Genomic DNA, 25,822 nt, shown 5'->3' on the forward strand with positions numbered 1-25,822 from the left:
GGATAACGATGACTGAAAACCAATTGCCCGTCCGCCCGTCCACCTTCGCCGAGCTCGAGAAGCTCATCGGCCAGGAACTTGGCCCGACGGAGTGGTACGACATCACCCAGGAGCGCATCAACGCGTTCGCCGAAGCCACAAACGATCATCAGTGGATTCACGTCGACCCGGAACGAGCAGCATCGAGCCCGCTCGGCAGCACCATCGCGCACGGACTCTTCAGCCTCTCGCTGGGCCCCCAGTTCTCCTACCAACTCATCCACTTCGACGGCTTCGCCCACAGCCTCAATTACGGCTACGACAAGGTGCGCTTCCCCGCTCCCGTTCCCGTGGGATCCCGGGTCCGCATGCGCGCAACCGTCGTGTCCGCGGAGCAGTTGCCCGGCGGAATCCAGGTGAAGATGAGCCAGGTGGTCGAGCGGGAAGGTTCCGACAAGCCCGTGGTCGTCGCCGAATCCGTCGCTCGCGTCGTCGAGAAAAGCTGAACCTGCGTGCCCCGGCCGCTCCGAGCCTCCCGGCCCGGGGCGGCCCCTCGTCAGAGACGGTCAGGAAATTTGAGAGCGTTCGCCCACAGATCGGTCACCGTGGCGACAATCTGATCGAACTCCGGCGAACGCCCGTCCACCTCACCCTCACGGAGGGTGAACAGACTGTAGGCGAGTCGACTCACCATGCCGGACAGAGCAATCGACGCCGTCATCGGATCCAGCGTCGTGTCCGCGATGCCGCGGGACTGCAGATCTGCAATCCCGCGGGCATTACGGCGTATGAACGCATTGGCCCGCTCGCTGCGGAACTTCCGGAACTCCGGGTCGATGTGAGCAACCTGCTCCATGAGCCCCATCAACTTCGCATTGCGTTGGTACGCGGCCAGATACGCTCGATTGCTCGCCTCCAGCACGGCGTACGGATCGTCCGCGCCCGCAACGCGTCCCATGCCCGGATGCATCATGTCGTCTCGCGCGACCTCGAGGACGGCGGCGAACACCTCTTCCTTGTTCGCGAAGTACGTATAGAACGATCCCGTAGCGCAGCCGGCTTCTTTGGCGATGTCGATCAGACGGGCATCGAGATAGCCACTACGCTCGAAAACCTTACGGGCAGCGGCAACTAATGCCGCACGCGTGCGGGTCCCCCGCTCGGTGGTCGGTCGATCCCGGAGCAGCGCGGGCGGAGCCACCGGCAAGGCGGCAATTCGCGTTTCGTCGTCGAGCACGGTGCGCTCCTCATCCTTCCGAGTCAACATCATTTTCGGGACAATCCCAGCAGACTCGATGTTGACGCCGGATTCAAGTGTACGCTCTGGTGAGACCCAGGACACACAATCGGTCGATTCCTCCCGAAAGGCAGAACCATGGTTAGCGTTCTCGACCCGGTGACCCGTCACGCGGAAGCCACTCCGGACAATATTGCAATTCGCGGCACGGGCAATCATTGGACCTACCGGCAGCTTCACGACGCATCTCTGGCGTTCGCCGGCCGCATTCGTGACGAAGGGTTGAGCCTCGGCGACCGCGTTCTGCTCGCAGCGCCGTCGGTGCCGGAATTCATCGTGGCGTACATGGGAATTCAGGCCGCAGGTTGTGTCGTGGTACCGATCAACACGATGTCGGCGCAACCCGAAGTCGAGTACGTTCTTGACGACGCGGAGATTTCCCTGGCCATCGCCTGGCATCAGCTCGGCCCCGCAGTCCAGGATGCAGGGAGTGCGCGCGGCGTCCCGGTGTGGGCGCTCACCGAAGAATCGGCGAAGGCCGACCATCCACCGGCAACGGTGGTCGACCGCGACGCAGCAGACACCACGGCGATTCTCTACACCTCCGGCACCACCGGACGCCCGAAGGGTGCTCAGCTGACAGTCGGGAATCTGTTGTCTGCCGGTGAGATCGGCGCCGAGAGCAGCCGCGGAAACCCTTCGGACCGCACCGGAACCGGACTGCCGCTCTTCCACATCTTCGGCCAGGGCTCGGTCATGATGGCAACCTTCACCGGCGGCGGATCACTGTCCCTGCTCGCCCGGTTCGACCCCGCCGCCATGCTCGATCTGGTGCGCCGGCACAAACTCACCATCATGGCCGGCGTGCCCACCATGTGGAATGCCATGCTGCACGCCGCCGCCGACGTGGACCGCTCCGACTTCGAACAACTGCGGATCGCGATCTCCGGCGGTGCGTCACTGCCCGGCGAGGTGGCACGCGCCTTCGAAGCACGTTTCAACTGCACGATCCTCGAGGGCTACGGCCTGACCGAGACGAGCGCGTTCGGAACTTTCAACAGTATCGACCGCGTTGCAAAGATCGGTTACACCGGCCGCGCCGTACCGCGCACCGAGGTCGAGGTGCGTGATCACGACGGAAATGTCTGCGAGGCAAGCACAGTGGGCGAGGTGTTCATCAAGGGGCCGACGGTCATGAAAGGATACTGGAAGCGCCCGGACGACACTGCCGCCGTTCTGTCCGACGACGGATGGTTCCGCACCGGAGACCTCGGTGAGACCGATACCGAGGGGGATCTTCGTATCGTCGACCGCGTCAAGGACCTCATCATCCGTGGTGGATACAACGTCTATCCGGGTGAAGTCGAAGAGGTGCTCTACCAGCATCCCGACATCATCGAAGCTGCGGTGATCGGCATCCCTGACGACTACTACGGCGAGGAGGTTGCTGCAGTGGTGGCCGTGCGCCCAGGCGCCGAACTCGAAGCAGATGCCGTCACGTCGTGGGCTCGGGAACGCTTGTCCGCCTACAAGATTCCCCGGGTCGTCCAGTTCATCGACGCACTCCCCAAGGGGTCGACGGGAAAGATCCTCAAGCGATCGATCGACCGGTCCGAACTCGTCGCGCAGAAGCAGAACTGAAAACAGGTGAGCCCCAGCGAGATTTCGCCGGGGCTCACCTGTTCATACGCTCAGAGAGCCCGGTCCATGCGCTCAGAGAGCGTCGAAGTACTCGATCTGTGGGGCACCGGCCAGGAAGGGCGCCATCGCCTTTCCGGCAGCCTGGAAATGCTCGGACGTTCCGTGCGCCTTGATGGCAGCGCCGTCCTGATACAGCTCCATGAACTTGTAGGAATTCGTATCCGTCTTCGAGCGGATCAGTTGATACAGAACCGTTCCGGGCTCTTCCGTGCGCACCTTCTCGGCGAGTTCGGCGACTACGGCTTCGAACTGCTCGCCGCTTCCGTCCTTGACGGTGATATCCGCGATGACAGCAATCATTCATTCCTCCAAAAGTGTTCCGGCAGTATTCGAGTACTATCGAGCAACCTACAGTTTCACCGCGTGGACAGTAGTCCGAACGTCGATTCCAATTGTCTGCGAGTGCTTTCCGCGTCAGTGTGAAGAATGCCGGCGATCCCCAACCGCGCCGCACCGTCGAGGTTCTGTCGCAGATCGTCGATCATCACGGCATCTTCGGGCGCGACACCCAGGCGCTCGCACGCGATGGTGTAGATCTGACGAGAGGGCTTACGAATCCCGACTTCCGACGAGATCACCACCTCGTCGGCCAGGTCTTCGAGGACAAAGCCCGCATAACAATCACGCCCGAAAGCGTTGGACACGAGCGCAACAGGGTGTCCCGCCGCCCGCACGTCTGCGAGCAGGCGCACCATCTCCTCGTCTCGAATCAGCCCGGCCTGCATCCGGTCGACCAGCCCCGCGCTGTCGACGACGGCGCCGTGCGCACGTAGACGTTCCCCGAATCCTGCCTCGAAGGCTTCCTGGTCGATCTTTCCGGATTCGTGGTCGGAGAGCAGCTTCTTCGAGACGTCGTCGCGGGAGAGCAGGGTCAGCGGAAGGCGCGGGTCACCGCCGAGCGTGGCCCCGAAGTCCGCGAAGGCCTGCAGAACACTGGAGGTGAGAACTCCACCGAAATCGACGAGCACTGCCGTACGCGTGGGGGTCATTCCTCCATCAGACACCAAACATGAACCCGGCGTCAATATCAATTGAGGTGTAACGAGAATTGTAAAGTGTTGATCCACAACCGGTTGACTGTATCGAGCAGACCATCGAAGGTCACTCCGGCGGCGCCGTCCTCGCCGCCGCGGGATACGAAGTACCCGAACGCAAGTCGACTGATCATCCCGGAGAGTGCCCGAGACGTCAGTAGCGGATCCAGATTCGCGTCCGCCAGGCCGGCTTTCTGCAGCTTCTCGATACTGCGCGCGTTGCGTCGAACAAACGCGTCAGCGCGCTCGAGGCGGAGAACCCGGAACTCCGGATCGATGCTTGCGACCTGCTCGAGCAGTCCCATCAGCTTCGCGTTCCGTCGGTACGCCTCGAGGTATGCGCGGTTACTCGCCGCGATGACCTCAGCGGGATCGGCGCCTTTCGGAGTGTGCGGCATGCCCGGATGCATCATGTCTTCGCGCGCCAGCTCCATCACTGCCGCGAAGATCTCTTCCTTGCTCGCGAAGTAAGTGTAGAAGGTGCCGGCCGAGCACTGCGCCTCCACCGTGATGTCGATCAGACGCGAGTCCAGATAACCGGTCCGTTCGAAGACGGTGCGAGCCGCATCGATCAACGTTCGACGCGTACGCAAACCACGCTGAGTGGAAGGAAGTTCCCGTGACACTGTCGACGAAGCATCTTCGGAGCCTGTGCGTGCTGCAGCCATGCTCCAGTTATACGTCAGACGCCCGCCACCGGTGACCGGTAGCGGGCGTCTGTTCGAAACCGACGGTGTTACTTGGCGTAGAGATGCGCGCCGGGAATGGCGTTCGGATCGTCCCGAACTTCCTTCGGGTTGGTCTCTTTCAGTACCCAGGCACTGAAGAAGGTCACCAAGCCCATGAGTGCTACGAACACGGCAACCCACGTCGTGGTTCCGGTCTTCGCGATAAGCGCGGTCATGATGAACGGGGTTCCACCACTGACCGTGATCGCGGCCAACTGGTAGGCCAACGATGCTGCCGAGTAACGCACATTGGGTGCGAACAGCTCACCCATGTATGCCGCGATCGGCCCGTAGGTCATCGACTGGAACACGCTACCGACCGTGACTGCAATGAAGAACAGCGGCAGGGACTTGGTGTTGATCAACCAGAAGTACGGGAACGCCCACACCACGATCGCCGCAGCGCCGATCAGGATCATCGGACGACGACCGATCTTGTCCGACATCTTTCCGGACCACAGCACCACTCCGACGGTCAGCAACGCACTCAGGAGCGAGATGATGAGCAGCGAGTTCCGCTTCAACCCCAGTTCGGTTGTGCCGTAGCTGAGCACGCCGGCGATGCTGATGTAGAACAGCGCATTGGTGGCAGCGAGCAGTCCGCAGCCGAGCAGGATCTTGCGCCAGTGATCCTTGAGCGCCTGGGCCAACGGAGCCTGAACGACGACGTCCTTTTGATTCTTCTTGGCGTCTTCCTGCAGCTCGAGAAATTCCGGCGTGTCCTCGACCTTCGTCTGGATGTACAGAACAACGGGGAAGAGCAGCGCACTGGCGAAGAACGGAACCCGCCAACCCCAGCTCAGGAACGCGTCGTTGGAAATAGTCGCGGTCGCGACGAGGAAGACCAGGTTGCCCAGGACAACACCGAAGGAGACACCCATCTGACCGAAAGTGCCTGAGAAACCACGCTTCTTGGGACTCGCGGATTCGGTGAGAAGAAGGACGATTCCACCCCACTGACCACCGCAGGCAAGACCCTGAATGAATCGCAGCGTCACAAGAAGGATCGGAGCGACGACGCCGATCGCAGAAGCACTCGGAATCGCGCCGATCAGGAAGGTTGCGACAGCCATCAACAGCAGGCAGGTGACCACCGCGGGCTTGCGTCCGTACTTGTCACCGTAATGCCCCGCGACCAATCCGCCGATGGGACGAGCTACGAACCCGGCCCAGAACGTACTGAACGAGAGCAGGGTGCCCATCAGTGCCGAGGAATCAGGGAAGAACACATGCGGAAAGACCAGTGCTGCAGCCGTTCCGTACAAGAAGAAGTCGTACCACTCGATGGAACTGCCGAGCAGTCCCGCGCCTAGAAGTTTGCGGTGCGCCTTCTTCTTCTTCCGTTCCTGATCGGACAGGCCCCCTGCCTGCGTGCTCGAATCCACTGCCGATCTCGTCATGGGTTACTCCTCGATGGGTCGGACACTCGTCGCGCCGGAAGTTGAGAAGTGAAACCGGGCCAGAAGTAGAAACTGACACCAACTTCAACTCTGCGGCGTTGCGATCAGTCTGCGACACGAAAAGAGTGATGTCAATCACTGAAATGCATTGCCGCATAAGGGACTTAATTCCCTATCGGCATCCGGACGGTTCCACGACGAACAGCCGGCTCACCCTGTCGGCGGCCGGCAATTCGTTTGTCAGGTGGATCTAGTTCGGTACCCGCAGTTCGCGACGCAAAATCTTTCCGCTCACGGTCTTGGGCAGGTCGTTCATGATCTCGACAATGCGCGGATACTTGTATGCTGCAAGTCTTTCCTTGCAGAACTCGACCAGATCCTCGGTGGTCGCTTCGGATCCTTCCTTGAACGACACGAAGGCCTTCACAGTTTCGCCGCGATATGGATCCATGACGCCGACGACGGCAGCTTCCCGCACGGCAGGGTGTTCGTAGAGAACATCTTCCACTTCGCGCGGCCACACTTTGAAGCCTGAGGCATTGATCTGATCCTTCATCCGGTCGACGATGTAGAACCAACCGTCGCCGTCCATGAATCCGATGTCTCCGGTGTGAAAACGCCCGCCCGGCATGGCATGTGCGGTTTCCTCCGGCTTGTTCCAGTAACCGAGTGCGACCTGTGGACCAGAGACCACGATCTCGCCGTACTCGCCGATCGATACCGGCTTGTCGTTCTCGTCCACTACCTCCGCGTACGTATTCGATACCGGTACACCGACGGCGACTGCCCCCGACGACGGATCCACCGGCGCTTCACGAGAGTTCGGTACCACGATTGCCGGACTGTTCGTCTCGGTCAGCCCGTAGCCGTTGTGAATGTAGTGACCGAACTTCGCCCGGAACGCTTCCAACGCCGCATGCGGGATCGGCGCGCCACCCGAATACACCGATTCGAGACTGCTCAACGATTCCTTCGAGACTGCGGCGCTGTCCGTCCACGCGATGAATACGGTGATCGCTCCGATGATCGCGGTAGCCCGATGCTCCGAAATCGACTCCGCTGCAACGATGGGATGGAATCGGCAGGTCAGAATCGTGGGCGCGCCTGCCAGGAGTGGAGCCGCGACGTGCCCGATCAACCCGGTGATATGGAACAGTGGCGCCACCGCGAACATCGCGCCGCCGGGGCGCAACCCCAACCAGTCCCGATAGATCTGCGCTGCGAACACGACATTTGCGTGCGTGTTCATCGACCCCTTCGGCGGGCCGGTTGTCCCCGACGTATAGGGAAGGTAGGCAAGGTCTTCCGGGGACAGATCGACCTTCTCGGGATTCTGCCCTCGACGAGCCTCGATCAATTCCAGTAGATCCGGAAATCCATCATGACGAATCCTGGACGCCGAACCGAAGATCCGTTCATCGTCGCGCGACTGAAAATCCAGTTCCGACGTGGTGACCACCCGTCTCACTGCGGTGCCCTCGGACGCAGTAGCCACGGTCTCGGCCGAGGACTCGAGACAGATGACTGCTACCGCGCCGCTGTCGGCGAGTACGGTGGACAGCTCACGGTCCCGATACATCGGATTGACCGGAACGACGACGGCGCCGAGCTTCCAGACCGCGACCGTCGCGATCACAAACTGCGGAATATTCTGCAGGACAAAGGAAACTCTGTCTGCGAACCCGATTCCATCCTCGGCGAGGGCTACGGCGAGCGCGTCCGACATCTCGTCGAGCTCGGCAAAGCTGATGGTCCTGTCGAAGTACCGGATGATCGGGGCGGTGCGATCGCGCTCCAGCGACGCACGGAACATCGCGAGGGCGCTGGCATGCTCGATGTCTAGGTTCGGCGGAGTGTCGGCGTCGTAATTGGCGAGCCACGGCAGGCTCTCGTACGCGTTGGTCATAACTCAGCTCTCGAAGTACCGACGTGGGTTGTCCACCAGCATGGTGTTGATCTGATCCTCGGTGACGCCACGTTCGAGCAGCGCGGGAATGACCTGATCGCTGATGTGGGTGAAGTTCCAGTTCGGTACTGCGGCCGCCTTGGCCTCACTCGAGAACCAGTCGATGAAGCACGAGGCATCATGTGCCAGAACCATTTTCTCGGCATAGCCTCGGCGGGCCAGTTCCACGACGGTGTTCACCCGCTCCTCGAACGGGAGCAGAACATCGAGACCGAAACGATCCATCCCGAGTAGCGAGCCCGCATCGGCAAGTGCACACAGGTAGTCCAGGTCGGTGGAATCACCCGAGTGCCCGATGACGACCTTGCTCAGATCCGCACCCTCCTCGGTCAGAACCTTCTGCGCAACGAGGCCCGATTCCGTGTGCGGGTTCGTGTGAACCGTGATCGGTACCCCGGTTTCGACCTGCGCCTGACCGACCGCTCGCATCACACGCTCCACGCCGGGAGTCAGACCAGGTTCTTCGATGGCGCACTTGAGGAACGACGCGCGGATGCCTGTGCCGGCAATGCCGTCCTTGATGTCTTTCACAAATAGATCAACCATCGGCTCGCGCACGTCGAACAGCAAACCTGGACCGGTGTAATGGAATTGGAACGGAATGTCGTTGTAGGTGTAGACACCGGTCGCCACGATGATGTTGAGGTCGACCTGCTCGTTGATCCGCGCAATACGCGGGATGTAGCGACCGAGTCCGATGACCGTGGGATCGACGATCGTGCTGATCCCTCGCGACTTCAGTTCGGACAGCTTGGTCACTGCATCGGCTACTCGAGCCTCCTCGTCCCAAGGCTCCGGGTAGTCGGGATAGTTCTGACGCATCTCCTCACCCAGAACGAAGACATGCTCGTGCATCAACACCTTCCCCAGATCGGCTGTGTCCACCGGCCCACGAACGGTTTGTACTGAACTCATCGATGAAACCCCTGACTGTGATCGCCATCACTAACATGAGACAATGAGCTAGTGTGTCTCACGTTGCTTGGTTCGTCAATAGGCTCGATCCACCCGAAGCCCACCTCTGTTCGACCGCCGAAATTGTGCAGTACCGGACAACCGGAGAGAATGTCCCGATGCCTACCGACCTCGAACGCCGACGCGCGATCGACACCGCCGCGAGCATGTACCTCGCGGAGGAACCACTCGACATGTCACTGCTCGCCGAACGTCTCGGAGTAGGCCGCGCGACGCTCTACCGCTGGGTCGGCAACCGCGACGAACTGCTCGGAACAGTGCTGGCCGAGGCCACAGAACGGACATACCGGAAGGCGATGTCACAGGCGTCGGGTCAAGGTCCGGAGTACATCCTCGACGTATTCGGCCGCGTCATGCGATCGGTGGAATCGTCGACCGAACTGCGAGCGCTGACCAAACGTGAACCGATGGTGTTCATCAAACTCGCGATGATGCCCGGTTCCATCGAATCGATCTCCGCCTCCATCACCGCCGAAATCCTGCAATCCCAGGTCGACGCCGGCCAGCTGACGATCACGCTTTCGCCACAAGTGCTGGGCGAAGCTCTCGTTCGCATCTGCGACGTACACCTCTACGCGCCTCTACTCGGGCGGGAAAAAGCGGAGATCGAGACGGCCCTCGACCTGATCGCACTGCTTCTCGGCGTCACCCGTAACTGACGGCATCGACCGCGTGAGCGCTGCTGCGACACGCCGTCAAGCCGAGTCCTCAGACGTCTGACGAGTTGCTACCCTGTCGGTACCCCCACGAGAGGCAAGCCGTGTCCGACGACCACACAGGATTCACACTTCGCAGTGGTCCACTGGTACCGCAACTCGAACAGTTGCTGCGCGGGCGAATCATGCAAGGAACGTGGGCGCCGTCCGAGCGCATACCGAGCGAGGCGGCGCTCGCCGTCGAACTCGGCGTCGGGCGTTCCTCGATTCGCGAGGCCATCCGCCTCCTCGCTCGCGACGGACTACTCGAAGTCCGACACGGCGTCGGAACCTTCGTGGCTGCCGCGTCCGAACTCGAGCACGTCGACGAATTCACCAAACTTCTTCGACGCTCGCGGATCCTCGAGGTCTTCGAAGTGCGTCGCGCACTCGAGATCGAGGCCGCCAGGCTGGCCGCGGAGCGGGTACAACCCGAGGACCTCGACGGCCTGCGGAGGCGACTAACCATGCGACACAGTCATTTCGAGGGTGATGTCGAGAAGTTCGTCGACGTCGACCTCGACTTCCACACCGAAGTCGTTCGGCTGTCCGGAAACGCAGTTCTGCTCTCGCTTTTCACGTCGGTGCGTCCACTCCTTCGTGAATCCCTCGTCGAGATGATGGCCCACGAGGCCGGCGTCCCCGACACCTCACATGCCCATGATCAGTTGGTCGAGGCCCTTCAAGACGCCGATCCAGAAGCCGCGGTAGCGGCAACTCGAGCAAACATCGACACCGTCCTACGACGCCTACGTGTGCTCGACGCCTAAGAGAGGTTAGTTCTCGTGCAGCACCCCACCGGCACAGTTCTGTCGACCGAACACGTGGATCTCGTCCGCGACGGCCGATACTTGTTGAAAGACATCAACATTTCGATCGAACCCGGACAACACTGGGTCCTCCTCGGCGCGAACGGCGCGGGCAAGAGCACGCTTCTGAGCCTGCTCGGAGCAACCGCCCACCCGACTCGCGGTTCCGTTTACGTCCTCGGCCACAAGTTGGGCCGCGTCGACATGCGGGAACTGCGAATGGACATCGGGCACGTGAACCCTCGTCATACGATCGGAATTCCGATCACCGTCCGCAACGTCGTGATCACCGGCCTCACCAACACCACCGAGGTAATGCCGCGGTGGTCACCGACGCCGGAGCAAGAGGCTCATGCCGACGCACTGATCGATCTACTCGGAATGAGTCCGCGTTCGGACGCACTGTGGCCCAACTTGTCCCAAGGTGAACGGGGACGAGCCCTGATCGCCCGCGCACTCATGGTCGAACCGCGCCTGCTCCTGCTCGACGAACCGGCGACCGGGCTGGATCTGGCTGCACGCGAACAACTCTTGACGGCATTGGACGACCTCCGCAATCAGAACCCGTCACTTGCCAGCATCCTCGTGACGCATCACATCGAAGAGATTCCGAGCACCACGACGCACGCCCTCCTGATCAAGGACGGCGTCGTGACCGCCGGCGGCCTCGCCGAGAATGTGATCACCACCCAGAACATCAGCGAGTGCTTCTCGCATCCCATCGAGATCGAGCGTCGCGGTGGCCGGTGGAATGCACAGTCTCGGCCACGCGAAAGAGTCTGACCGACAGGAGTTTCAGAGACGTCTGGCGCCGGGACCCTCCCGGCCCAGCTCGTCTCCCGGGTTCAAGAGGTTGCAGGTCTTGAGTGAGAGACACCCGCAGCCGATACAGCCCGTCAACTCGTCCTGCATCCGATTGATAGCCTGCTTGCGATCCTCGAGGCGTTGATTCCACTCCGTCGAGATCTTGCGCCAGTCCTTCTTCGTCGGAGTTCGCCCCTGTGGCAACGACCCGAAAACTTCGGCAACTTCAGCAAGCGGTATCCCGAATCTGACTGCCAGTTGGATCAACGACACCCGCCGGATCGAGTGACGCGGGAACTTCCTCATGTTTCCCGCCGTCCGCTCCGCAGGAACCAGACCGAGTGTTTCGTAGTAGCGCACCGCCGACACGGCGACGCCGGTTCGCGCCGATACCTCACCGATCGAGAGAAGTTCGTCACTCTTGCGGATCATTTGGCCTCCCAATGGCTGCGCAACATTGACCTGAAGCGCACTTGAGATTCTACCTTCGACAACATGCACTCCCCCACCGATGCTCCCTCCGGAACCTGGCGGCAGCTCCTGAGCGGTCGATACCTCGGCACCGCTACCGTCCTCGCAGGCGGCGTCGCGCTGTATGCAACCAACGTCTACCTGACGACCAGCCTGCTTCCGACTGCCATCGACGACATCGGTGGTCAGCAGTACTATGCCTGGACCGCAACGGTCTTTCTCATCGCTTCCGTCATCTCCTCGATGCTGGTCACCAACGTCCTCGCAGCCAGGGGACCGCGCGGGGCCTATCTGATCGGCCTCGCGATCTTCGCGCTCGGCACCGTCGTGTGTGCGGTCAGCCCGACCATGGAATTGCTGTTGGTCGGCCGCACGATCCAGGGCTCGGGAGGTGGCCTGCTGGCCGGTCTCGGCTACGCCGTCATCAACGCCGCGCTCCCCAGACATCTGTGGACGCGCGGCGCCGCGCTGGTCTCGGCGATGTGGGGAGTCGGCACTTTCGCCGGGCCCGCGATCGGCGGCGTCTTTGCTCAATTCGGCGCCTGGCGATGGGCTTTCGGCGTTCTGGTCATCGGGACGCTTGCAGTTGCCGCTCTCGTTCCCGGTGCCCTGCCAGCGCATGAACCGGGCCGCACCACCAGTAGCCCAGTGCCGGTCCTCTCACTGGCACTGCTCACCGCCGCAGCACTGTTGGTCAGCGTCGCCGGAATTCTGTCAAACCTCGCAGCGACCGCCGGGATGGTCCTCGCCGCTGTGCTGCTACTGATCGCTTTTGTCGCCGCAGACCGCCGCTCGGGCCACGGCGTACTGCCATCGTCGACGTTCAACGCGTCGTCTCTCAAATGGGTGTACCTGACCATCGTCGTCCTCGCCGTCGCGTCGACCGTCGAGACGTTCATTCCACTCTTCGGCCAACGACTTGCCGGACTGGCACCGCTCGCCGCCGGATTCCTCGGCGCCGCACTCGCTCTGGGATGGACTCTCGGCGAAATCCCGAGCGCCTCGGCCACCACCCCTCGTATCGTGCGACGAATCGTTGTCAGCGGTCCGATCCTCGTCGCGATCGGGTTGGGCATCATGGCAGCATTTCTCACCGAGCACGCCGGCGCCGGCGCGATGGTCGCGTGGGTGATCGGACTGCTGGTCGCCGGCGTCGGAATCGGCATCGCCTGGCCTCATCTTGCAGTCGGTGCGATGACCTCTGTTGCAGATCCCGGGGAAGGTGCGCGGGCCTCGGCTGCCATCAACACCGTGCAGTTGATCGCCAATGCCTTCGGCGCAGCTCTGGCCGGAGTGCTGGTGAACATCGGCGAACCGTCGACGCTTCGTTCTGCACAATTGCTTCTCTTCACCTTCGCCGCTATCTCGATCATCGGCATTGCCGTGGCCGGTCGCGCGCTTCCGCGAACGCTCGACAAAGTCGACAGACCCGAAATCGTTCACGACGCTCGCTAAACTGTGGAAAACCCACACCGAGGAGTTGGCCAGTGACAGAACCGGATCCGGACACAGTGGAAACCGACTTCCCGAAAACGAGCGCTCCCGCCCAGCGGGCGCTGATCGGCGCGGGTTACACCCGCCTCGCACAACTGACGTCCGTGTCCGAGAAAGAACTCGGCACCTTGCACGGGATGGGTCCGAAAGCCCTGAGGATTCTGCGCGAAGCACTCGCCGAACGTGGTCTGAGCTTCGCCGACTGAGCTCTCGCATCAGACCAGGCTCACGCGAACCTGGTTGCCACCTTGCCGCTTCGCTTCGTACATCGCCGAATCTGCAACACGGAAGAGTTCGGCAAAGGCTTCGCCGACCGACTCGTCCGAATTCCGTGGCGCGGCGCGGACCGCCATTCCGACACTGGCACTCGTTGGCGGATCATCGGTCGCGCCGTCCATCGCCGAGCGGATCTGTTCTTCCAACCTGGCTATCACGCTGACCGGCACCCGCTCGACCACGACGAACTCGTCACCGCCCATACGAGCTGTCAAGGCGGACTGGGTGGCCCACAAACGGATGCGCAGTGCAGTTCGCATGATCGTGCTGTCTCCGACGTCATGGCCGTGAACGTCGTTGATCGTCTTGAATCGGTCGAGGTCGATCACCACTACGAGTAGTGCGTCCGCTTCGGTGGCCGGAGCGCCCATCAAGTCGTTCACCCGACGGGCCAATCCGCGACGGTTGAGCAGACCGGTCAACGGGTCGATATCGGAAGTGGTGGCGTCCGAACCCAGAACCGCTAGAACGATTTGCGACACAACGGGAATCACGATGATCGTGGCCAACACAACCGATATCTTCGCCAGCCCCAGCCCGACGTCGGCCGTTGGCCCGAACAACAGAGTCCACCCCGAAAACACTGTAATGACCGAAGCGAAGATCATGTGTCCTGCTTGCAGTTTCGGATCATGAAAGAAGGCAATGTATCCGCCGATCGACGCAAACACGACACACGCGATCAATCTGCCCAGCGGCTCCGAATCGGTTGCCGCCGCCGCCGCAATCGCAATGTCGGAACCCACTACAAAAATGTACGACCACAACCGCGTCGGCGGAAACAACCACCAGATGAGTGCCGCGGCGAGGCACAGCACGATGACCGTCAGATTGACCGCTCGCGAGAACGTACTTTCCGGACCCGCGTCACTGAATCGCGCCGACAGCAACACCAACCCCATCCAGAACGCAGTTCCGCCGACCAGCACCCGGCGAGAAGCCAAGAGCCCACGGTCCTCGAGGTAGCGACTGAAACTGTAAAACTGGTCCGGCAACCGCCACCAGCGCAGGACGACTTCGACGAGACGGTTCATCGCCCGTCAGCCGATGCGGGGCTACAACTTTCGGGCCTACTTCGACTTAGCAGACAAGCTGATTTCCCCCCGGAGCATACTGGCATAACCGGCAGCATAGTCAGCCACGACGGGCAAACCAACATTATGCCGACTTGGCCACAAGGCGCGAACCGGCGAGGTTCGGCTATTGCTCAGCAAGGATTTGGCCATGGCATCGCGCTCACTGTCACGCCGATCAACTCAGGGCGCCAAAGGCCGCCGCTACGTACTGCGCCGATCGCTCCGAACCGAGCAGACCCGGACCCATCTTGTTCATCACGTACGAGAACGTCATGCGCTTGTCGGTGTCGATGATGATCTGCGAGCCACCCCAACCACCCCAGAAACAGATCCGCCCCTCCGGAATGAACGGGACGGACTCGGGCGTCGGCAAGCCGAATCCGACGCCGAACCGGACCGGCACACCGAGGACGAGGTCGACTCCGTACGACTGCTCCTCGAAGATCTTGTCAATCGTCTCCTCCGACAACAGACGGACGTCACCGACCTTGCCACCGCATGCGATCACCGACTGGATGCGTGCGAGCGCCCTCGCATTCGAATGACCGTTGGCCGCGCCGATCTCGGCGTCGCGCCACCCGTCGGTCCATGAATCAGTCGCGTCAGCCGGCGGTGCGGTGAAGGTCTTCACCATGATGTTGTCCATCCCGAGTGCCTCGATGTCGATCGGCAACGGCGGTGGCGCAATGACATTCGAGACTCGCCCGTACTCGGACTTCGGCAAGCCCAGGCGGAAATCAGCATCGAGTGGACCGGCTATTTCCTCGTCGATGAAGTGGCCGAGGGTCCGTCCGTCGATGCGCCTGACGACCTCACCGATCAAGTGACCGTAATTGAGGGCGTGATATCCGGATGCCGTACCCGGTTCCCACCAGGGAGCTTGGGTCGCCAACCGGGCCGTGGCGTACTCGTCGTCGCAGATGTTCTCCAAGGTGAAGGGTTGATCCCACCCCGACACACCCGACGTGTGAGACAGCAGTTGCCGGACCTGAATACGATCCTTGCCTGCTGCGGCGAACTCGGGCCAGTACTGCGCGACAGAGGCGTCGAGATCCAGCAAGCCGCGGTCGACGAGCATCAGCGCGGCCAGTGCGGTCACGGTCTTGCTGCAGGACCAGACGTTGGTGACGGTGTCGCGGACCCAAGGAGCGGTGTGCTCGACGTCGACCCAACCGCCCCACATGTCGACGACGGATTCGCCGTCGATCGTCAGTGCGATCGCTGCCCCGACGTCCTCGCCGGAATCGAGATTGCGTGCCAGCGCCTCCTTCAAGCCAGAGAATCGCTGGTCACATACGCCTTCGATGTTCGCCACTGACAGCCTCCACAGGAATGATGAAACTTGACGTCAACTTCAACTATGTTGAGTATGTGTCCGGTTTGCCTGTGGTGTCAATCACTTCAAGTCCCAGAGTCGGCTCAGACCAACGGGATTCCCTTGGCGATCCGCCGACGCAGATCCCAGAGATAGAAGTTGTAGGGGAACATCCGCAGAATCTTCGGACTGAACCGATTGACCAGCGCGGCGACACGCATGGATCGGTCGAAGTTGCGCTGCCGACGCACTGACCACGGAAGCCGCATTTCGTCGCGAAAGGCCTGGGGAAGGAACCCGGTGGTGAGAAATCGATTGAACGGGCCGACCACAGGATGCAACAACTTCGGCGTGAATGTCGCCGACGCGATTCCGTACAGATGCTCACGAATCGTCTCGTCGATGGCAACCTTGCCGAGGTTCTCGTTCCAGTAGACCTCGAACGCATCCCGGTCCGCCGGCCACATGTCGCGTCGCATCTGAAGGGTCGTGCCGAACGTGGCGCTGCGCTGATAGAACGCGTCCCGGGTCATCGGATCGAGATCGCCGTACAGAATTTTGTACACATCCTCGAAGCCTCGGTACAGGCAGGCGGCCACCCACAACTGCAGTTCCGGATCGAACGCGTTGTACTCGACCGCACTGTTCTCATCGGAGCGAACGTGCTTGTGCGAGCCGTTGACTGCGCGTCGGTACAGCTTCTTTTCTTCCTCCGTCGCCAGGCTCGCGACCGCGAGATACGTCAGCGTCGTCCGGGTTCGCTTCACCGGGTGTCGGTCCAACCGGCCTGTCTCGACCTTGCTCTCATACACGCCGTACCCCACCGCCGGACGCGCCAACTGCATGATGACGTTCGCACCGGCGGCCAACAGTCCGAGACCGGACATCGCCTTTTCGACTTCCGCATCGATGTCGATCGCTTTGGTGCCGACCGCTTCGATACCGCCGACTGCCTCGGTTTCCCCGAGCCCGCCCGTCGAATCCCTACTCACCGTCATGGCAGAACCCCTTCGAAGTCATATCTGCGAACGCACGTTCTCAGATGAGTGAAACGCTGAAATGCCGAGATGTCAAGCAATCTCGGGATGCAAAGATGGTCTTCATGAATGACCAACCGCGTTCGTACGGTGGCGTCGACGGCGCGCTCCGCGTAGCCCAACGACGGGAGATGCTGATCGAGGCCGGTCTGGAACTCATGGGGTCGGCCGAACCCGAACTGACGGTCCGCGGAGTGTGCAAGCAGGCCGGTGTAGCGGCGAGGTACTTCTACGAGAGCTTCACCGATCGTGATGCATTGATGTCGGCCGTCTACGACACCGTCATCACGGACATCGCCGTTTCAACCCAGGCCGCGGTGGACGCCGCCGAGACCGAACGCGGCAAGGCGCTCGCCGGAATCGCGAACATCGTCCGCACTATCGCGAACGATCCCCGTCGCGGACGTCTACTGTTCTCCAGCGCCCTGACGAGCCCTGTCCTGGCCGAGAAACGCCAAGCGTCGACGACGATATTCATCGGTCTCCTGGCTGCCAACGCCAAGACCTTCTACCGATTGAACGACAGCGGTCATCTGACCCTGACGGCAACATTCCTGGTCGGCGGCCTGGCACAGACCCTCAGTGCATGGCTCGACGGGTACATCGACGTGACGGAAGAAGAGCTGGTCGCCGAGTGTGCGGCGATCCTGCTCGCACCCGCCCTACCGCCGTCTTGAGCTCCTGATTCAGTCCCAGATACCGATGTTGTCGAGGTGCGCCAGCAGTCGGGCAGCGCCGTCGGAGAACTGCAGACCCATCTGCGCGTCGACCTGCTCACGATCACCTTTTTCGAACGCTTCGATCAGGCTGTCGTGACTCGATACCGCAAGCTCACCCCAGCCGGGATCTGTCGCGTAGAGACGAGCAGGGGTGTACCGAATCGCGCCGAACAGGAACCACGCCAGTTTCGCTCCGCCTGCGGCTCGGTTGATCAGGCGGTGGAACTCGAATTCGCACTGCTCGATCGCAGCTGCATCCGAGGCGTCGACCGCCGCTCGCAAATCGGCATTGAGTTCCGAGAGTTCCACCAGTTGATCAGCGGTGATTCTGTCCATCGCCCGCAAAGCCAGCTTGACCGCGATCTGCCCCTGCAACCAGAAGATGTCTTCGATGTCCTGGCGACTGAGGGGCGAGACGAGATAGCCGCGATGCGGAACCAACTCGACCATCCCCTCGCCGCGTAATGCGACGAGGGCTTCTCGCACCGGCGTGACGCTGACCCCGAGGTCGGCTGCGGTTTCGTCCAGCCTGACGAACTCGCCCGGACGGACCGAGCCGGACATGATCAGGTTGCGAACGTGATTGGCCACGTCCTCCGACAACTGTGGCCGTCTCCTCAGCTCAGATGTCGCTCTCCGAGTGCGTGCAGACGTTGCCACAACCGATCCTCACAGTCCGTACGTTTTGCCGATGATGTCTCGCTGAATCTCGTTGGTACCACCATAAATGGAGGACACAAGAGTCTTTCGCACATGATGCTCCATGTCGAACTCAGTCGCGTAACCGTACCCACCCATCATCTGCATCCCCTCGAGCGCGACCTTCTTGGCAGTCTCGGTCAGCTTGAGCTTGGCCATCGACGCTTCCCGCGGGAACATCTTCGTCGGGTTGGCGTCGACCATCCTGGCCACGCTGTAGACCAACAGACGGCCGCATTCGATCTCCGTGGCGAGATCCGCGATCCTGTGGCGAAGTGCTTGAAACGATCCGACCGGACGGCCGAACTGCTTACGCGTGGTGACGAATTCGAGGGTGTCGTCGAAAGCGCGCTGTGCGGTCCCGAGCATCATTGCCGCGAGGATGAGGCGTTCGATGTTGAGTCCGGCCATGAGTTGACGCCAGCCGTTGCCGACTCCCCCGACCACCGCGTCCTCGGGCAGGAATGTATCGGTGAAGTAGAGATCGTTGACCTCCTTGCCGCCCATGGTGTCGATCCCACTGATCTTCAATCCGGAGATGTCGGCCGGGACATGGAACATGGTCAAGCCCTCGTGCTTGCCTTCACCTCGGGATGTGCGAGCCACCAGAAGGATGTTCTCGGCGAAGTGCGCGTTGGAACACCACGTCTTCTGGCCGTTGATCAGCCACCCACCGTCGACCTTCTCGGCGCGGCAACTCAGATTTCCCACGTCGGAGCCTGCTTCGGGTTCGGACATCGAGATCGACTGAGACGCGCCACGGACGATCCCGCCGAGCACTGCCTCCTTCTGGGCTGGGCTGCCGAACTTCTCGTATGCGGCCCCGGTGATGACGGTCGGGCCGAGTCCACCGATCGGTGCCATGCCCTTGGCGGCTTCCTCCAGAAAGATGCATAGGTCGACCGTGCTTCCGGCCGATCCCCCGTACTCCTCCGGGACGGTCAGCCCGAGCCATCCCAATTCCGCCATCTTCTCGTAGAACGCCTGGTTGTGATTGTGGGCGCCGTGATCGGTCAGCAGATCTCGCTGCTCGCGGGTCCCACTTTCCTTCTTGCAGAACGCCGCTACCGACTTGGCGAAATCAGACTGCTCCTGCGTGAAATCCATGTACATCGAAAACTCCCGAGTGAGATGAGGCTGGAGGCTTGTCGGAGCTCGGTCCGACGCATACTGTGACTACCAGCACAGTAAATCACATCACATATATGTGATGCACCGACATGTGGAGGATCTGAAGAACATGACAGAACAGCTCGGCCGCCAGAGCACGTCCACGTCGACAGATCCGAAATCGGACGATCACACCTTCGCGAGCCTCGACCCTCGCAACGATTCCGTGGTCGCGCAGCACCCCATTGCAGATCAGCAAGAGATCGAGAAAGCGGTCGCCGCAGCACGCACGGCGTCGAAGTGGTGGGATCAACTCGGATTCCAAGGCCGCCGGAAGGTGCTCGGCAATTTCCGTGCCGCGATCGCCACTCACGCCGAATCGATGGCGGCGATCATTTCCGCCGAGACCGGAAAACCCAGCGACGACGCCCTTCTCGAAGTCATGCTGGCCGTCGAACATCTCGACTGGGCGGCACGCAACGCCCAGAAAGTGTTGCGCCGCAGACGCGTCGGTGCAGGACTGATCAGCGCCAACCAGTCTGCATCCGTCGGCTACCGGCCGATGGGTGTTGTCGGCGTGATCGGCCCCTGGAACTATCCGCTGTACACACCGATGGGGTCGATCGGCTACGCACTGGCCGCCGGTAACTCCGTTGTGTTCAAACCGAGCGAACTTTCACCAGGAGTCGGCGTCGAATTGGCCCGGTTGTGGAACATCGCGGCACCTGGACACCCTGTCCTGCAGACCATTACCGGTGACGGCAAAACCGGTGCACTTCTGTGTTCGTCCGGTGTCGACAAGATTGCATTCACGGGCTCGACGGCTACCGCAAAGCGCGTGATGGCCGCCTGCGCGGACACCCTCACTCCCCTGGTCGCCGAATGCGGCGGCAAGGATGCCATGCTGGTGGACTCCGACGCTAATCTCGATGCGGCCGTGAGCTTCGCCGCGTTCGGGGCGGTGGGCAACGGCGGGCAAACCTGCGCCGGCGTCGAGCGAATCTACGTCGCAGCGCCCGTGTACGACGCCTTCCTGTCCAAGCTCACGGCCGCGCTACGGGACGCCCACGCCGGCGCCACCGACAGTTCGACCTATGGGCCGATGACGCTGGGAAAGCAGACCGCGATAGTCCGGGGCCAGATCGAAGACGCTCTCAGTCGCGGCGCGAAAGCTGTACTCGGCGGACTTGATTCTTTCAACGGTCCGTTCATCGATCCGATCATCCTGACGGATGTTCCGGAGGATTCCACGGCGATCACCGAGGAAACGTTCGGCCCGAGCGTCGTGGTGAACAAGGTCGCCGACATGAATGAGGGTATCGAGCGTGCCAACGCGTCGAAGTACGGCTTGGGCGCCTCGGTGTTCACCAAGAGTTCGTCGAAGGGCCGAGCGATTGCCGAGAAGCTCGAATGCGGTGTCGTCACGGTCAATTCGGTTCTCGGATTCGCCGGAATCGCCGCCCTGCCATTCGGCGGGGTCGGCGATTCCGGATTCGGCCGTATCCACGGAGCTGACGGGCTGCGTGAGTTCAGCAGTGTGAAATCACTGGCCGTTCAGAAGTTCAGCGCTCCGCTGGACCTGCTGACCATCGAGCGAAAAGCTCGGGACATGAAGATCTCACGTTGGATGCTGGCGAAACGCCACGCGAAGTCCTGAGAGATCAGGCAATCAGCCGGCGGTGACGAGCACCTGCTCGTCACTGTCGGCTGCTTCGAGTTCACGAACCAGCGGAAGCACCTTGGCCCCGAAGTACTCGATCTCCTCCTGGAAGTGCAGGAATCCGCCGAGAATCAGATCAACACCGCGACGGCGATATTCGACGATCCGATGGGCGATCTGTTCCGGCGTGCCGATCAGTTGTGAGCGGAAGCCGTCGTTGTACTGAACCAAGTCCTCGAACGTCGAATCCGCCCACATCCCGTCCTTGGACGCGGTCGACGCGCCGGCCTGTTGGACTGCATTCTTGAATCCCTCGACCGCAGGGCGGTTGGCCTTGGCGATGATCTCGCGCAGTGTGTCTTTTGCTTCCGCCTCGGTGTCGCGGGCGATGATGAATCCGTTGAGCCCGAACTTGACCTCCCGATCGTTCTCACGAGCAACCCGGCGAACGTCGACCAACTGTTCGGTGACTCCGTCGTAGTCCTTGCCGTTACTGAAGTACCAATCCGAATACCGGCCCGCGTTCTCACGGGCTGCCGCCGAGTTACCACCTTGGAACAGTTCGGGATTGGGACGCTCCGGAGTGTTCAGAGGCTTCGGCTTCAACGTGAAGTCGTGGATGCGGTAGAAGTCGCCTCGGAAATCGACGTCGTCCTCGGTCCAGATCTTTCGAAGAACTTGAAGGAACTCGGCGCTACGCCGATAGCGCTCGTCGTGCTCGAGCCACGGCTCGCCCAGATGAGTGAACTCGTCCTTGAACCAACCACTGACGACGTTGACGGCAAAACGACCGTTCGACAGGTGGTCGGCGGTAGCGCCCAGCTTCGCCAACACTGCCGGCTGCCAGAGTCCGGGATGCACCGCAGCGATGACCTTGAGCTTCTCGGTGGCCAGGAGAAGCGCAAGGCTGAAGCTCGTGGATTCGTGCTGGAATTCCGCCCCGTAGCTCGCCTCGTAACGAACCTGGCTCAGGGCGTACTCGAAGCCGTTGTTCTCCGCGGTCTGCGCCAGCTTCTTGTTGTACTCGTAGTCCCAGCTGGTCCGCTGCTCGATGTCGGAGGTGACCAGACCACCACTGACATTGGGCACCCAGTAGGCGAACTTGATCTCGTCGGCGATACGTTCAGTAGACATGAAACCCAGCAAACATGCAGTTCCCAGAGGTTTCCAGGGTAGCGATCACACAGGTTGTAAGTGTTGGGTGGGTGCTGCGACTGTGAAACGGTGGCAGCATGACTGCTGTGGACATTCAGGGGATCGCGCACCGCATCACCAGTGAAGACGAGGCGCTCTCGGTAGCGTCACAGCTGTCCGACGAGTTCGCAGCAGGTGCCGGCGTCCGCGATGCGCAGCGCCTCCTTCCCCACGACGAGGTTCGCACCCTGGCGCGGTCCGGTCTGCTCGGACTCTCGGTGCCGAAGGAGTTCGGTGGCATCGACGCGAGCACCGAGACGTTGGCCGAGGTCTTCCGTCTACTCGCCGAGGGCGATCCCAGCATCGCGCAGATTCCGCACAGCCACTTCACGTTCCTGGAAGCGCTCCGGCACCAAGGGTCCAAGGAGCAGAAGCAGTTCTTCTACGCCGAGGCATTGTCGGGCAAGCAGTTCGCCAACGCCCAGAGCGAGCGCGGCAACAAGACCATCGACATCGACGGCACCACACTCACCCCAGACGGGGAAGACTTTGTGCTCGAAGGTCGCAAATTCTATTGCACGGGAGCGCTCTTCGCCGATTGGATAGTAGTGCGTGCCGCCAATACGGATCAGCTCACAGAGACCGGCGCACAAGTGAAATCCGCGGTCTACCTACCCCGGAATACTCCCGGACTGTCGATCGTCGACGACTGGGACGGTATGGGGCAGAAGACAACTGCAAGCGGAACCGTGACCCTGGAATCCGTTTCGGTGCCGCGGTTCAACGTCGTACCCTTCACGTCGCTCTTCACTCACCCGACCACCTACGGGGCACAGGCCCAGATCCTGCACGCCGCGATCGACACCGGCATCGCGTCGGCTGCACTGCGTGAATCCGTCGAACTCGCTGCAAAAGCGCGTCCGTTCTTCGAGGCGAAAGTCGATACGGCGGTAGAGGATCCACTGCTCGTGCAACTCGCCGGTGAAGCGGCCATCGAGGTTCGCGCTGCCCGATCCCTCTTGGCGGAAGCAGCGCGATCGATCGACGTGGCGCGTCGTGATCCCACCGAGAACTCCACTGCCCTAGCATCCATCGACGCCGCAACTGCCAAGGTTGTCGGCGCCAGGGCGTCGTTGGCGGCTACGAGCACGCTGTTCGAGATCGGTGGCACCAGAAGCGCAGGCGAATCGGCGAACCTCTCGCGGTTCTGGCGTGACGCGCGCACGCACACCCTGCACGATCCGACGAGGTGGAAGGTCCAACACATCGGCCGCTGGACACTGTCCGGGACAATCCCACCGCGGCACGGGCTGCTGTAAACACTCTCAGCCGGAATTCATGTATCCGCTGATCAAGACTTCCAGTCCTTCCAAGTAACTCTCAGTCGTCGTCCCTCCCGGCCAGTCCTCGAGCACCTCACTGAGTACCGGCAGTTTCTCGGGGCCGATTTCTCGGATCTTGACCGCAAGAGGCGACACACTGCCTTCCGGCCGCGTCGTGGTGTCGTAGATGTTGAGCAGTGCGCCGAGTGTGTAGTTCCACAGCGCTCGATAGACCAGCAGAGCGCGACGCGGCGACATACCGAGTTCGACACACGCGGCCATGGCCCGGTCAACCAAAACCACGGCACCGCTCCCACCACGGCCACCGCGCTGAAGCAACTCGATGATCCAGCGCTCCGATGCCAGCTTTTCGAAGATCGCGGTGAAGATCGTGCGAAGCCGATCGACCTGATCCTGCGGCAGAACCAGCGCGCCGAGATCTTGTGAATACACATCGAGCACCGCGCTGATCAGCTGTTCCTTGTCGCCCACGTGCCGGTACAGGGCCATCGGCGTGGTGCCGAGCGACTTCGCCAACGCTCGCATGCTCAACGCGTCGGCGCCGCCGGTCTGAAGTTGCCGTTTCGCCTCGTCGACTATCTGCTCCGACGTGATCGTCGGGGGACGTCCGAGCCGCGGTGATCTCGGTTCCATCTTTTCGGCCATCCGTCGATTCTGCGCGTTCCCGCTACGACGCTCTCACCCGGGGAACCCCTTGCATCTCAGCAGCAAGCAAGGTAAACCTAACTACTTATGAGAACGCGTATACAAATTAGGCACCTGCAATGACAACAACAACTCGAGCGGTAGCCGCGCCGGCTCTGGTCCTCACCGCCGCCGCGGCAGCGCAGTTCCTGGTGGCCTTCGACATGTCGGTCATCAACGTCGCACTGCCCGACATCCAGGAATCGCTGAACTTTTCCGACGCCGGGTTGTCCTGGGTCGTCAACGCGTACGCCCTCGCCTTCGGCGGACTGCTGCTTCTCGGCGGTCGTCTGTGCGACGTGATGGGCACTCGTCGAGTTCTGGTTTCCGGGCTTCTGCTGTTCGCCCTCGTCAGCATCGTCGGCACCTTCTCCGTGTCCGCCGAAATGCTTGTCGGAGCTCGGGCGCTTCAAGGCGTCGGCGCTGCACTGATCGCGCCGGCCGGGCTCGCCGCCCTCAGTCAGGCCTTTCCCACCGGACGCGCCAGGGCCAAGGCGTTCGGCATCGGCGCAATGTCATCAGCACTGGGCGGCGCACTCGGTGTCGTCCTGAGCGGCATTTTGACCGAAGGGCTCAGTTGGCGATGGGTGATGTTCGCCGGCGCACCGGTGTCCCTGATCGCCGCAGTTGCCGGTGCCCGTGGCCTGCCGGCCGGCCAAGCCGCTAGCGGCGGCTCCCTCGATCTCCCCGGCGCCATTTTGGCGACGGCCGGAATCACCGCCCTTGTCGGCACAGTGATTACCACTGAATCACATTCCTGGACTTCGGGTTACGTGCTGGGTGGATTCGCGCTCACGATCGCCCTGCTGACCGCCTTCGTTGTGATCGAAAGCCGCTGCGCCACACCACTGGTACGACTGTCCACTCTGCTTCGACCCCGAATCGGACTGGCCAACGCCATCATGTGCCTGGTATGTGCGGCACAGTTCAGCGCGTTCTTCTTCGTCTCGCTCTTCCTGCAACGTGGACTGCGCTATTCACCGACCACCACCGGCCTGGCATTCCTGCCCTTCTGTTTCGGCCTGGTAATCGGCATCCTCGCGTCCACCAAACTCCTTCCGCGCTACGGAGTTCGGCCGCTGCTCGTAATCGGAACAGCAGTCGCCGCAATCGGAACTTTCATCTTTTCGACGATGAACCTAGACAGTTCCTTCTGGGCCGTCATCCTGGTGCCTTCGCTTCTGGTGAGCATCGGCATCGGTCTGTCGTTCATGCCGCTCAGTAACATCGCCACCGCCGACGCTCCCCCAGAAGAAGTCGGCATGGCATCAGGGCTACTGAGCACATCGCGTCAGATCGGCGGTTCACTCGGACTAGCCGTTCTCGTGAGCGTCGCCGCTTCCTCGACGGCGCACTCGGACAGCGCACCGACCGAAGCACTGGTTTCCGGATACTCCCAAGCCCTCTTCGTCTGCTCTGGCCTACTGCTGGCCGGCACCCTCCTGTCCTTCTTCTTCCCACGAATGGATCGTTGAC

At 61.6% G+C, this 25,822-nt stretch carries 26 protein-coding genes; 11 read left to right on the forward strand and 15 right to left on the reverse strand.

The features are described from left to right. Nucleotides 1-8: 8 nt before the first annotated feature. Complete coding sequence (locus ACSW29_RS19850) at nt 9-485, forward strand: MaoC family dehydratase (RefSeq protein WP_003942878.1); 477 nt, start codon at nt 9-11, stop codon at nt 483-485. A 50-nt stretch (nt 486-535) separates the two neighbouring features. Here the strand turns inward: ACSW29_RS19850 and ACSW29_RS19855 are convergent, their stop codons facing one another. Continuing rightward, nucleotides 536-1,249, reverse strand: coding sequence for a TetR/AcrR family transcriptional regulator (locus ACSW29_RS19855; protein WP_411742517.1), 714 nt, complete (start codon nt 1,247-1,249; stop codon nt 536-538). 105 nt (nt 1,250-1,354) lie between these two features. Between ACSW29_RS19855 and ACSW29_RS19860 the strand changes: the two genes are divergently transcribed. Further along, nucleotides 1,355-2,857 (forward strand): AMP-binding protein, encoded by a 1,503-nt coding sequence (locus tag ACSW29_RS19860; protein ID WP_448278091.1) that lies wholly within the window; start codon nt 1,355-1,357, stop codon nt 2,855-2,857. A 72-nt stretch (nt 2,858-2,929) separates the two neighbouring features. On the opposite strand, the gene ACSW29_RS19865 is transcribed toward ACSW29_RS19860, so the two are convergent. The 6 genes from ACSW29_RS19865 to ACSW29_RS19890 form a co-directional block, all read right to left on the reverse strand. Further along, the gene (locus ACSW29_RS19865; RefSeq protein WP_230817338.1) at nt 2,930-3,217 is read right to left on the reverse strand and encodes a putative quinol monooxygenase; all 288 of its coding nucleotides are present in this window, start codon (nt 3,215-3,217) and stop codon (nt 2,930-2,932) included. 56 nt (nt 3,218-3,273) lie between these two features. Continuing rightward, nucleotides 3,274-3,906 (reverse strand): HAD family hydrolase, encoded by a 633-nt coding sequence (locus ACSW29_RS19870; RefSeq protein WP_347874964.1) that lies wholly within the window; start codon nt 3,904-3,906, stop codon nt 3,274-3,276. Between the two features lie 38 nt (nt 3,907-3,944). Next, on the reverse strand, nt 3,945-4,619 hold the full coding sequence (locus ACSW29_RS19875) for a TetR/AcrR family transcriptional regulator (RefSeq protein WP_317826015.1): 675 nt from the start codon (nt 4,617-4,619) through the stop codon (nt 3,945-3,947). Between the two features lie 68 nt (nt 4,620-4,687). Continuing rightward, nucleotides 4,688-6,079, reverse strand: a complete 1,392-nt coding sequence (locus tag ACSW29_RS19880; RefSeq protein ID WP_230817335.1) for an MFS transporter — start codon at nt 6,077-6,079, stop codon at nt 4,688-4,690. A 250-nt stretch (nt 6,080-6,329) separates the two neighbouring features. Further along, nucleotides 6,330-7,985 (reverse strand): AMP-binding protein, encoded by a 1,656-nt coding sequence (locus tag ACSW29_RS19885; protein ID WP_448278092.1) that lies wholly within the window; start codon nt 7,983-7,985, stop codon nt 6,330-6,332. A gap of 3 nt (nt 7,986-7,988) precedes the next feature. Continuing rightward, entirely contained in the window at nt 7,989-8,960 is a 972-nt protein-coding gene (locus ACSW29_RS19890; protein WP_448278093.1) for a phosphotriesterase family protein, read from the reverse strand. Between the two features lie 158 nt (nt 8,961-9,118). Here ACSW29_RS19890 and ACSW29_RS19895 point away from each other — a divergent pair, with 158 nt between their 5' ends. From ACSW29_RS19895 to ACSW29_RS19905, 3 genes are all read left to right on the forward strand, one after another. After that, the gene (locus tag ACSW29_RS19895) at nt 9,119-9,679 is read left to right on the forward strand and encodes a QsdR family transcriptional regulator (protein ID WP_003943195.1); all 561 of its coding nucleotides are present in this window, start codon (nt 9,119-9,121) and stop codon (nt 9,677-9,679) included. Nucleotides 9,680-9,780: 101 nt separating this feature from the next. Continuing rightward, on the forward strand, nt 9,781-10,485 hold the full coding sequence (locus ACSW29_RS19900) for a FadR/GntR family transcriptional regulator (protein WP_124568106.1): 705 nt from the start codon (nt 9,781-9,783) through the stop codon (nt 10,483-10,485). A gap of 15 nt (nt 10,486-10,500) precedes the next feature. After that, nucleotides 10,501-11,307, forward strand: a complete 807-nt coding sequence (locus ACSW29_RS19905) for an ABC transporter ATP-binding protein (protein ID WP_230817332.1) — start codon at nt 10,501-10,503, stop codon at nt 11,305-11,307. A 12-nt stretch (nt 11,308-11,319) separates the two neighbouring features. Here ACSW29_RS19905 and soxR read toward each other — a convergent pair whose 3' ends face one another. Beyond that, the gene (soxR, locus tag ACSW29_RS19910; protein ID WP_283305409.1) at nt 11,320-11,760 is read right to left on the reverse strand and encodes a redox-sensitive transcriptional activator SoxR; all 441 of its coding nucleotides are present in this window, start codon (nt 11,758-11,760) and stop codon (nt 11,320-11,322) included. Nucleotides 11,761-11,823: 63 nt separating this feature from the next. Here soxR and ACSW29_RS19915 point away from each other — a divergent pair, with 63 nt between their 5' ends. Together ACSW29_RS19915 and ACSW29_RS19920 are read left to right on the forward strand one after the other, a co-directional pair. Next, nucleotides 11,824-13,254 (forward strand): MFS transporter, encoded by a 1,431-nt coding sequence (locus ACSW29_RS19915; RefSeq protein WP_448278094.1) that lies wholly within the window; start codon nt 11,824-11,826, stop codon nt 13,252-13,254. Between the two features lie 32 nt (nt 13,255-13,286). After that, entirely contained in the window at nt 13,287-13,499 is a 213-nt protein-coding gene (locus ACSW29_RS19920; protein ID WP_230817329.1) for a DNA-binding protein, read from the forward strand. Between the two features lie 9 nt (nt 13,500-13,508). Here the strand turns inward: ACSW29_RS19920 and ACSW29_RS19925 are convergent, their stop codons facing one another. The 3 genes from ACSW29_RS19925 to ACSW29_RS19935 form a co-directional block, all read right to left on the reverse strand. Beyond that, nucleotides 13,509-14,603: a GGDEF domain-containing protein gene (locus ACSW29_RS19925; RefSeq protein WP_317826019.1), complete on the reverse strand. Its 1,095-nt coding sequence runs from the start codon at nt 14,601-14,603 to the stop codon at nt 13,509-13,511. Between the two features lie 217 nt (nt 14,604-14,820). Continuing rightward, entirely contained in the window at nt 14,821-15,960 is a 1,140-nt protein-coding gene (locus tag ACSW29_RS19930; protein ID WP_448278095.1) for a serine hydrolase domain-containing protein, read from the reverse strand. Nucleotides 15,961-16,064: 104 nt separating this feature from the next. Next, nucleotides 16,065-16,958 (reverse strand): oxygenase MpaB family protein, encoded by an 894-nt coding sequence (locus tag ACSW29_RS19935; RefSeq protein ID WP_448278096.1) that lies wholly within the window; start codon nt 16,956-16,958, stop codon nt 16,065-16,067. A 95-nt stretch (nt 16,959-17,053) separates the two neighbouring features. On the opposite strand from ACSW29_RS19935, the gene ACSW29_RS19940 reads away from it, so the two are divergent. Then, nucleotides 17,054-17,674 carry a TetR/AcrR family transcriptional regulator gene (locus ACSW29_RS19940; protein WP_230817326.1) on the forward strand — a complete coding sequence of 207 codons (621 nt, stop codon included), beginning with the start codon at nt 17,054-17,056 and terminating at the stop codon, nt 17,672-17,674. A gap of 9 nt (nt 17,675-17,683) precedes the next feature. Here ACSW29_RS19940 and ACSW29_RS19945 read toward each other — a convergent pair whose 3' ends face one another. Beyond that, nucleotides 17,684-18,376 carry a GntR family transcriptional regulator gene (locus tag ACSW29_RS19945; protein ID WP_317826022.1) on the reverse strand — a complete coding sequence of 231 codons (693 nt, stop codon included), beginning with the start codon at nt 18,374-18,376 and terminating at the stop codon, nt 17,684-17,686. A gap of 9 nt (nt 18,377-18,385) precedes the next feature. Next, nucleotides 18,386-19,528 (reverse strand): acyl-CoA dehydrogenase family protein, encoded by a 1,143-nt coding sequence (locus ACSW29_RS19950; protein WP_448278097.1) that lies wholly within the window; start codon nt 19,526-19,528, stop codon nt 18,386-18,388. Between the two features lie 127 nt (nt 19,529-19,655). Here ACSW29_RS19950 and ACSW29_RS19955 point away from each other — a divergent pair, with 127 nt between their 5' ends. Next, on the forward strand, nt 19,656-21,182 hold the full coding sequence (locus ACSW29_RS19955) for an aldehyde dehydrogenase family protein (RefSeq protein ID WP_448278098.1): 1,527 nt from the start codon (nt 19,656-19,658) through the stop codon (nt 21,180-21,182). A 12-nt stretch (nt 21,183-21,194) separates the two neighbouring features. Here ACSW29_RS19955 and sfnG read toward each other — a convergent pair whose 3' ends face one another. Then, nucleotides 21,195-22,319, reverse strand: coding sequence for a dimethylsulfone monooxygenase SfnG (gene sfnG / locus ACSW29_RS19960; RefSeq protein ID WP_007730790.1), 1,125 nt, complete (start codon nt 22,317-22,319; stop codon nt 21,195-21,197). Between the two features lie 98 nt (nt 22,320-22,417). Here sfnG and ACSW29_RS19965 point away from each other — a divergent pair, with 98 nt between their 5' ends. Continuing rightward, complete coding sequence (locus ACSW29_RS19965; protein WP_317826024.1) at nt 22,418-23,638, forward strand: SfnB family sulfur acquisition oxidoreductase; 1,221 nt, start codon at nt 22,418-22,420, stop codon at nt 23,636-23,638. A gap of 6 nt (nt 23,639-23,644) precedes the next feature. On the opposite strand, the gene ACSW29_RS19970 is transcribed toward ACSW29_RS19965, so the two are convergent. Next, nucleotides 23,645-24,307 (reverse strand): TetR/AcrR family transcriptional regulator, encoded by a 663-nt coding sequence (locus ACSW29_RS19970; protein WP_448278099.1) that lies wholly within the window; start codon nt 24,305-24,307, stop codon nt 23,645-23,647. A 119-nt stretch (nt 24,308-24,426) separates the two neighbouring features. Here ACSW29_RS19970 and ACSW29_RS19975 point away from each other — a divergent pair, with 119 nt between their 5' ends. Continuing rightward, nucleotides 24,427-25,821, forward strand: coding sequence for an MFS transporter (locus tag ACSW29_RS19975; protein ID WP_448278100.1), 1,395 nt, complete (start codon nt 24,427-24,429; stop codon nt 25,819-25,821). Nucleotide 25,822: the final 1 nt, after the last annotated feature.

Source organism: Rhodococcus sp. GB-02, from assembly GCF_053470465.1.

Excerpts from the sequence above, each read along its gene's own strand:
- ACSW29_RS19855 (WP_411742517.1), bottom strand. The coding sequence starts at position 1,249 with ATGATGTTGACTCGGAAGGATGAGGAGCGCACCGTGCTCGACGACGAA.
- ACSW29_RS19925 (WP_317826019.1), bottom strand. The coding sequence starts at position 14,603 with ATGAACCGTCTCGTCGAAGTCGTCCTGCGCTGGTGGCGGTTGCCGGAC.
- ACSW29_RS19915 (WP_448278094.1), top strand. The coding sequence starts at position 11,824 with ATGCACTCCCCCACCGATGCTCCCTCCGGAACCTGGCGGCAGCTCCTG.
- ACSW29_RS19955 (WP_448278098.1), top strand. The coding sequence starts at position 19,656 with ATGACAGAACAGCTCGGCCGCCAGAGCACGTCCACGTCGACAGATCCG.
- ACSW29_RS19935 (WP_448278096.1), bottom strand. The coding sequence starts at position 16,958 with ATGACGGTGAGTAGGGATTCGACGGGCGGGCTCGGGGAAACCGAGGCA.
- ACSW29_RS19895 (WP_003943195.1), top strand. The coding sequence starts at position 9,119 with ATGCCTACCGACCTCGAACGCCGACGCGCGATCGACACCGCCGCGAGC.
- ACSW29_RS19975 (WP_448278100.1), top strand. The coding sequence starts at position 24,427 with ATGACAACAACAACTCGAGCGGTAGCCGCGCCGGCTCTGGTCCTCACC.
- ACSW29_RS19880 (WP_230817335.1), bottom strand. The coding sequence starts at position 6,079 with ATGACGAGATCGGCAGTGGATTCGAGCACGCAGGCAGGGGGCCTGTCC.
- soxR (WP_283305409.1), bottom strand. The coding sequence starts at position 11,760 with ATGATCCGCAAGAGTGACGAACTTCTCTCGATCGGTGAGGTATCGGCG.
- ACSW29_RS19875 (WP_317826015.1), bottom strand. The coding sequence starts at position 4,619 with ATGGCTGCAGCACGCACAGGCTCCGAAGATGCTTCGTCGACAGTGTCA.
- ACSW29_RS19970 (WP_448278099.1), bottom strand. The coding sequence starts at position 24,307 with ATGGCCGAAAAGATGGAACCGAGATCACCGCGGCTCGGACGTCCCCCG.
- sfnG (WP_007730790.1), bottom strand. The coding sequence starts at position 22,319 with ATGTCTACTGAACGTATCGCCGACGAGATCAAGTTCGCCTACTGGGTG.
- ACSW29_RS19950 (WP_448278097.1), bottom strand. The coding sequence starts at position 19,528 with ATGTACATGGATTTCACGCAGGAGCAGTCTGATTTCGCCAAGTCGGTA.
- ACSW29_RS19940 (WP_230817326.1), top strand. The coding sequence starts at position 17,054 with ATGGTCTTCATGAATGACCAACCGCGTTCGTACGGTGGCGTCGACGGC.
- ACSW29_RS19865 (WP_230817338.1), bottom strand. The coding sequence starts at position 3,217 with ATGATTGCTGTCATCGCGGATATCACCGTCAAGGACGGAAGCGGCGAG.
- ACSW29_RS19860 (WP_448278091.1), top strand. The coding sequence starts at position 1,355 with ATGGTTAGCGTTCTCGACCCGGTGACCCGTCACGCGGAAGCCACTCCG.
- ACSW29_RS19850 (WP_003942878.1), top strand. The coding sequence starts at position 9 with ATGACTGAAAACCAATTGCCCGTCCGCCCGTCCACCTTCGCCGAGCTC.
- ACSW29_RS19870 (WP_347874964.1), bottom strand. The coding sequence starts at position 3,906 with ATGACCCCCACGCGTACGGCAGTGCTCGTCGATTTCGGTGGAGTTCTC.
- ACSW29_RS19890 (WP_448278093.1), bottom strand. The coding sequence starts at position 8,960 with ATGAGTTCAGTACAAACCGTTCGTGGGCCGGTGGACACAGCCGATCTG.
- ACSW29_RS19965 (WP_317826024.1), top strand. The coding sequence starts at position 22,418 with ATGACTGCTGTGGACATTCAGGGGATCGCGCACCGCATCACCAGTGAA.
- ACSW29_RS19885 (WP_448278092.1), bottom strand. The coding sequence starts at position 7,985 with ATGACCAACGCGTACGAGAGCCTGCCGTGGCTCGCCAATTACGACGCC.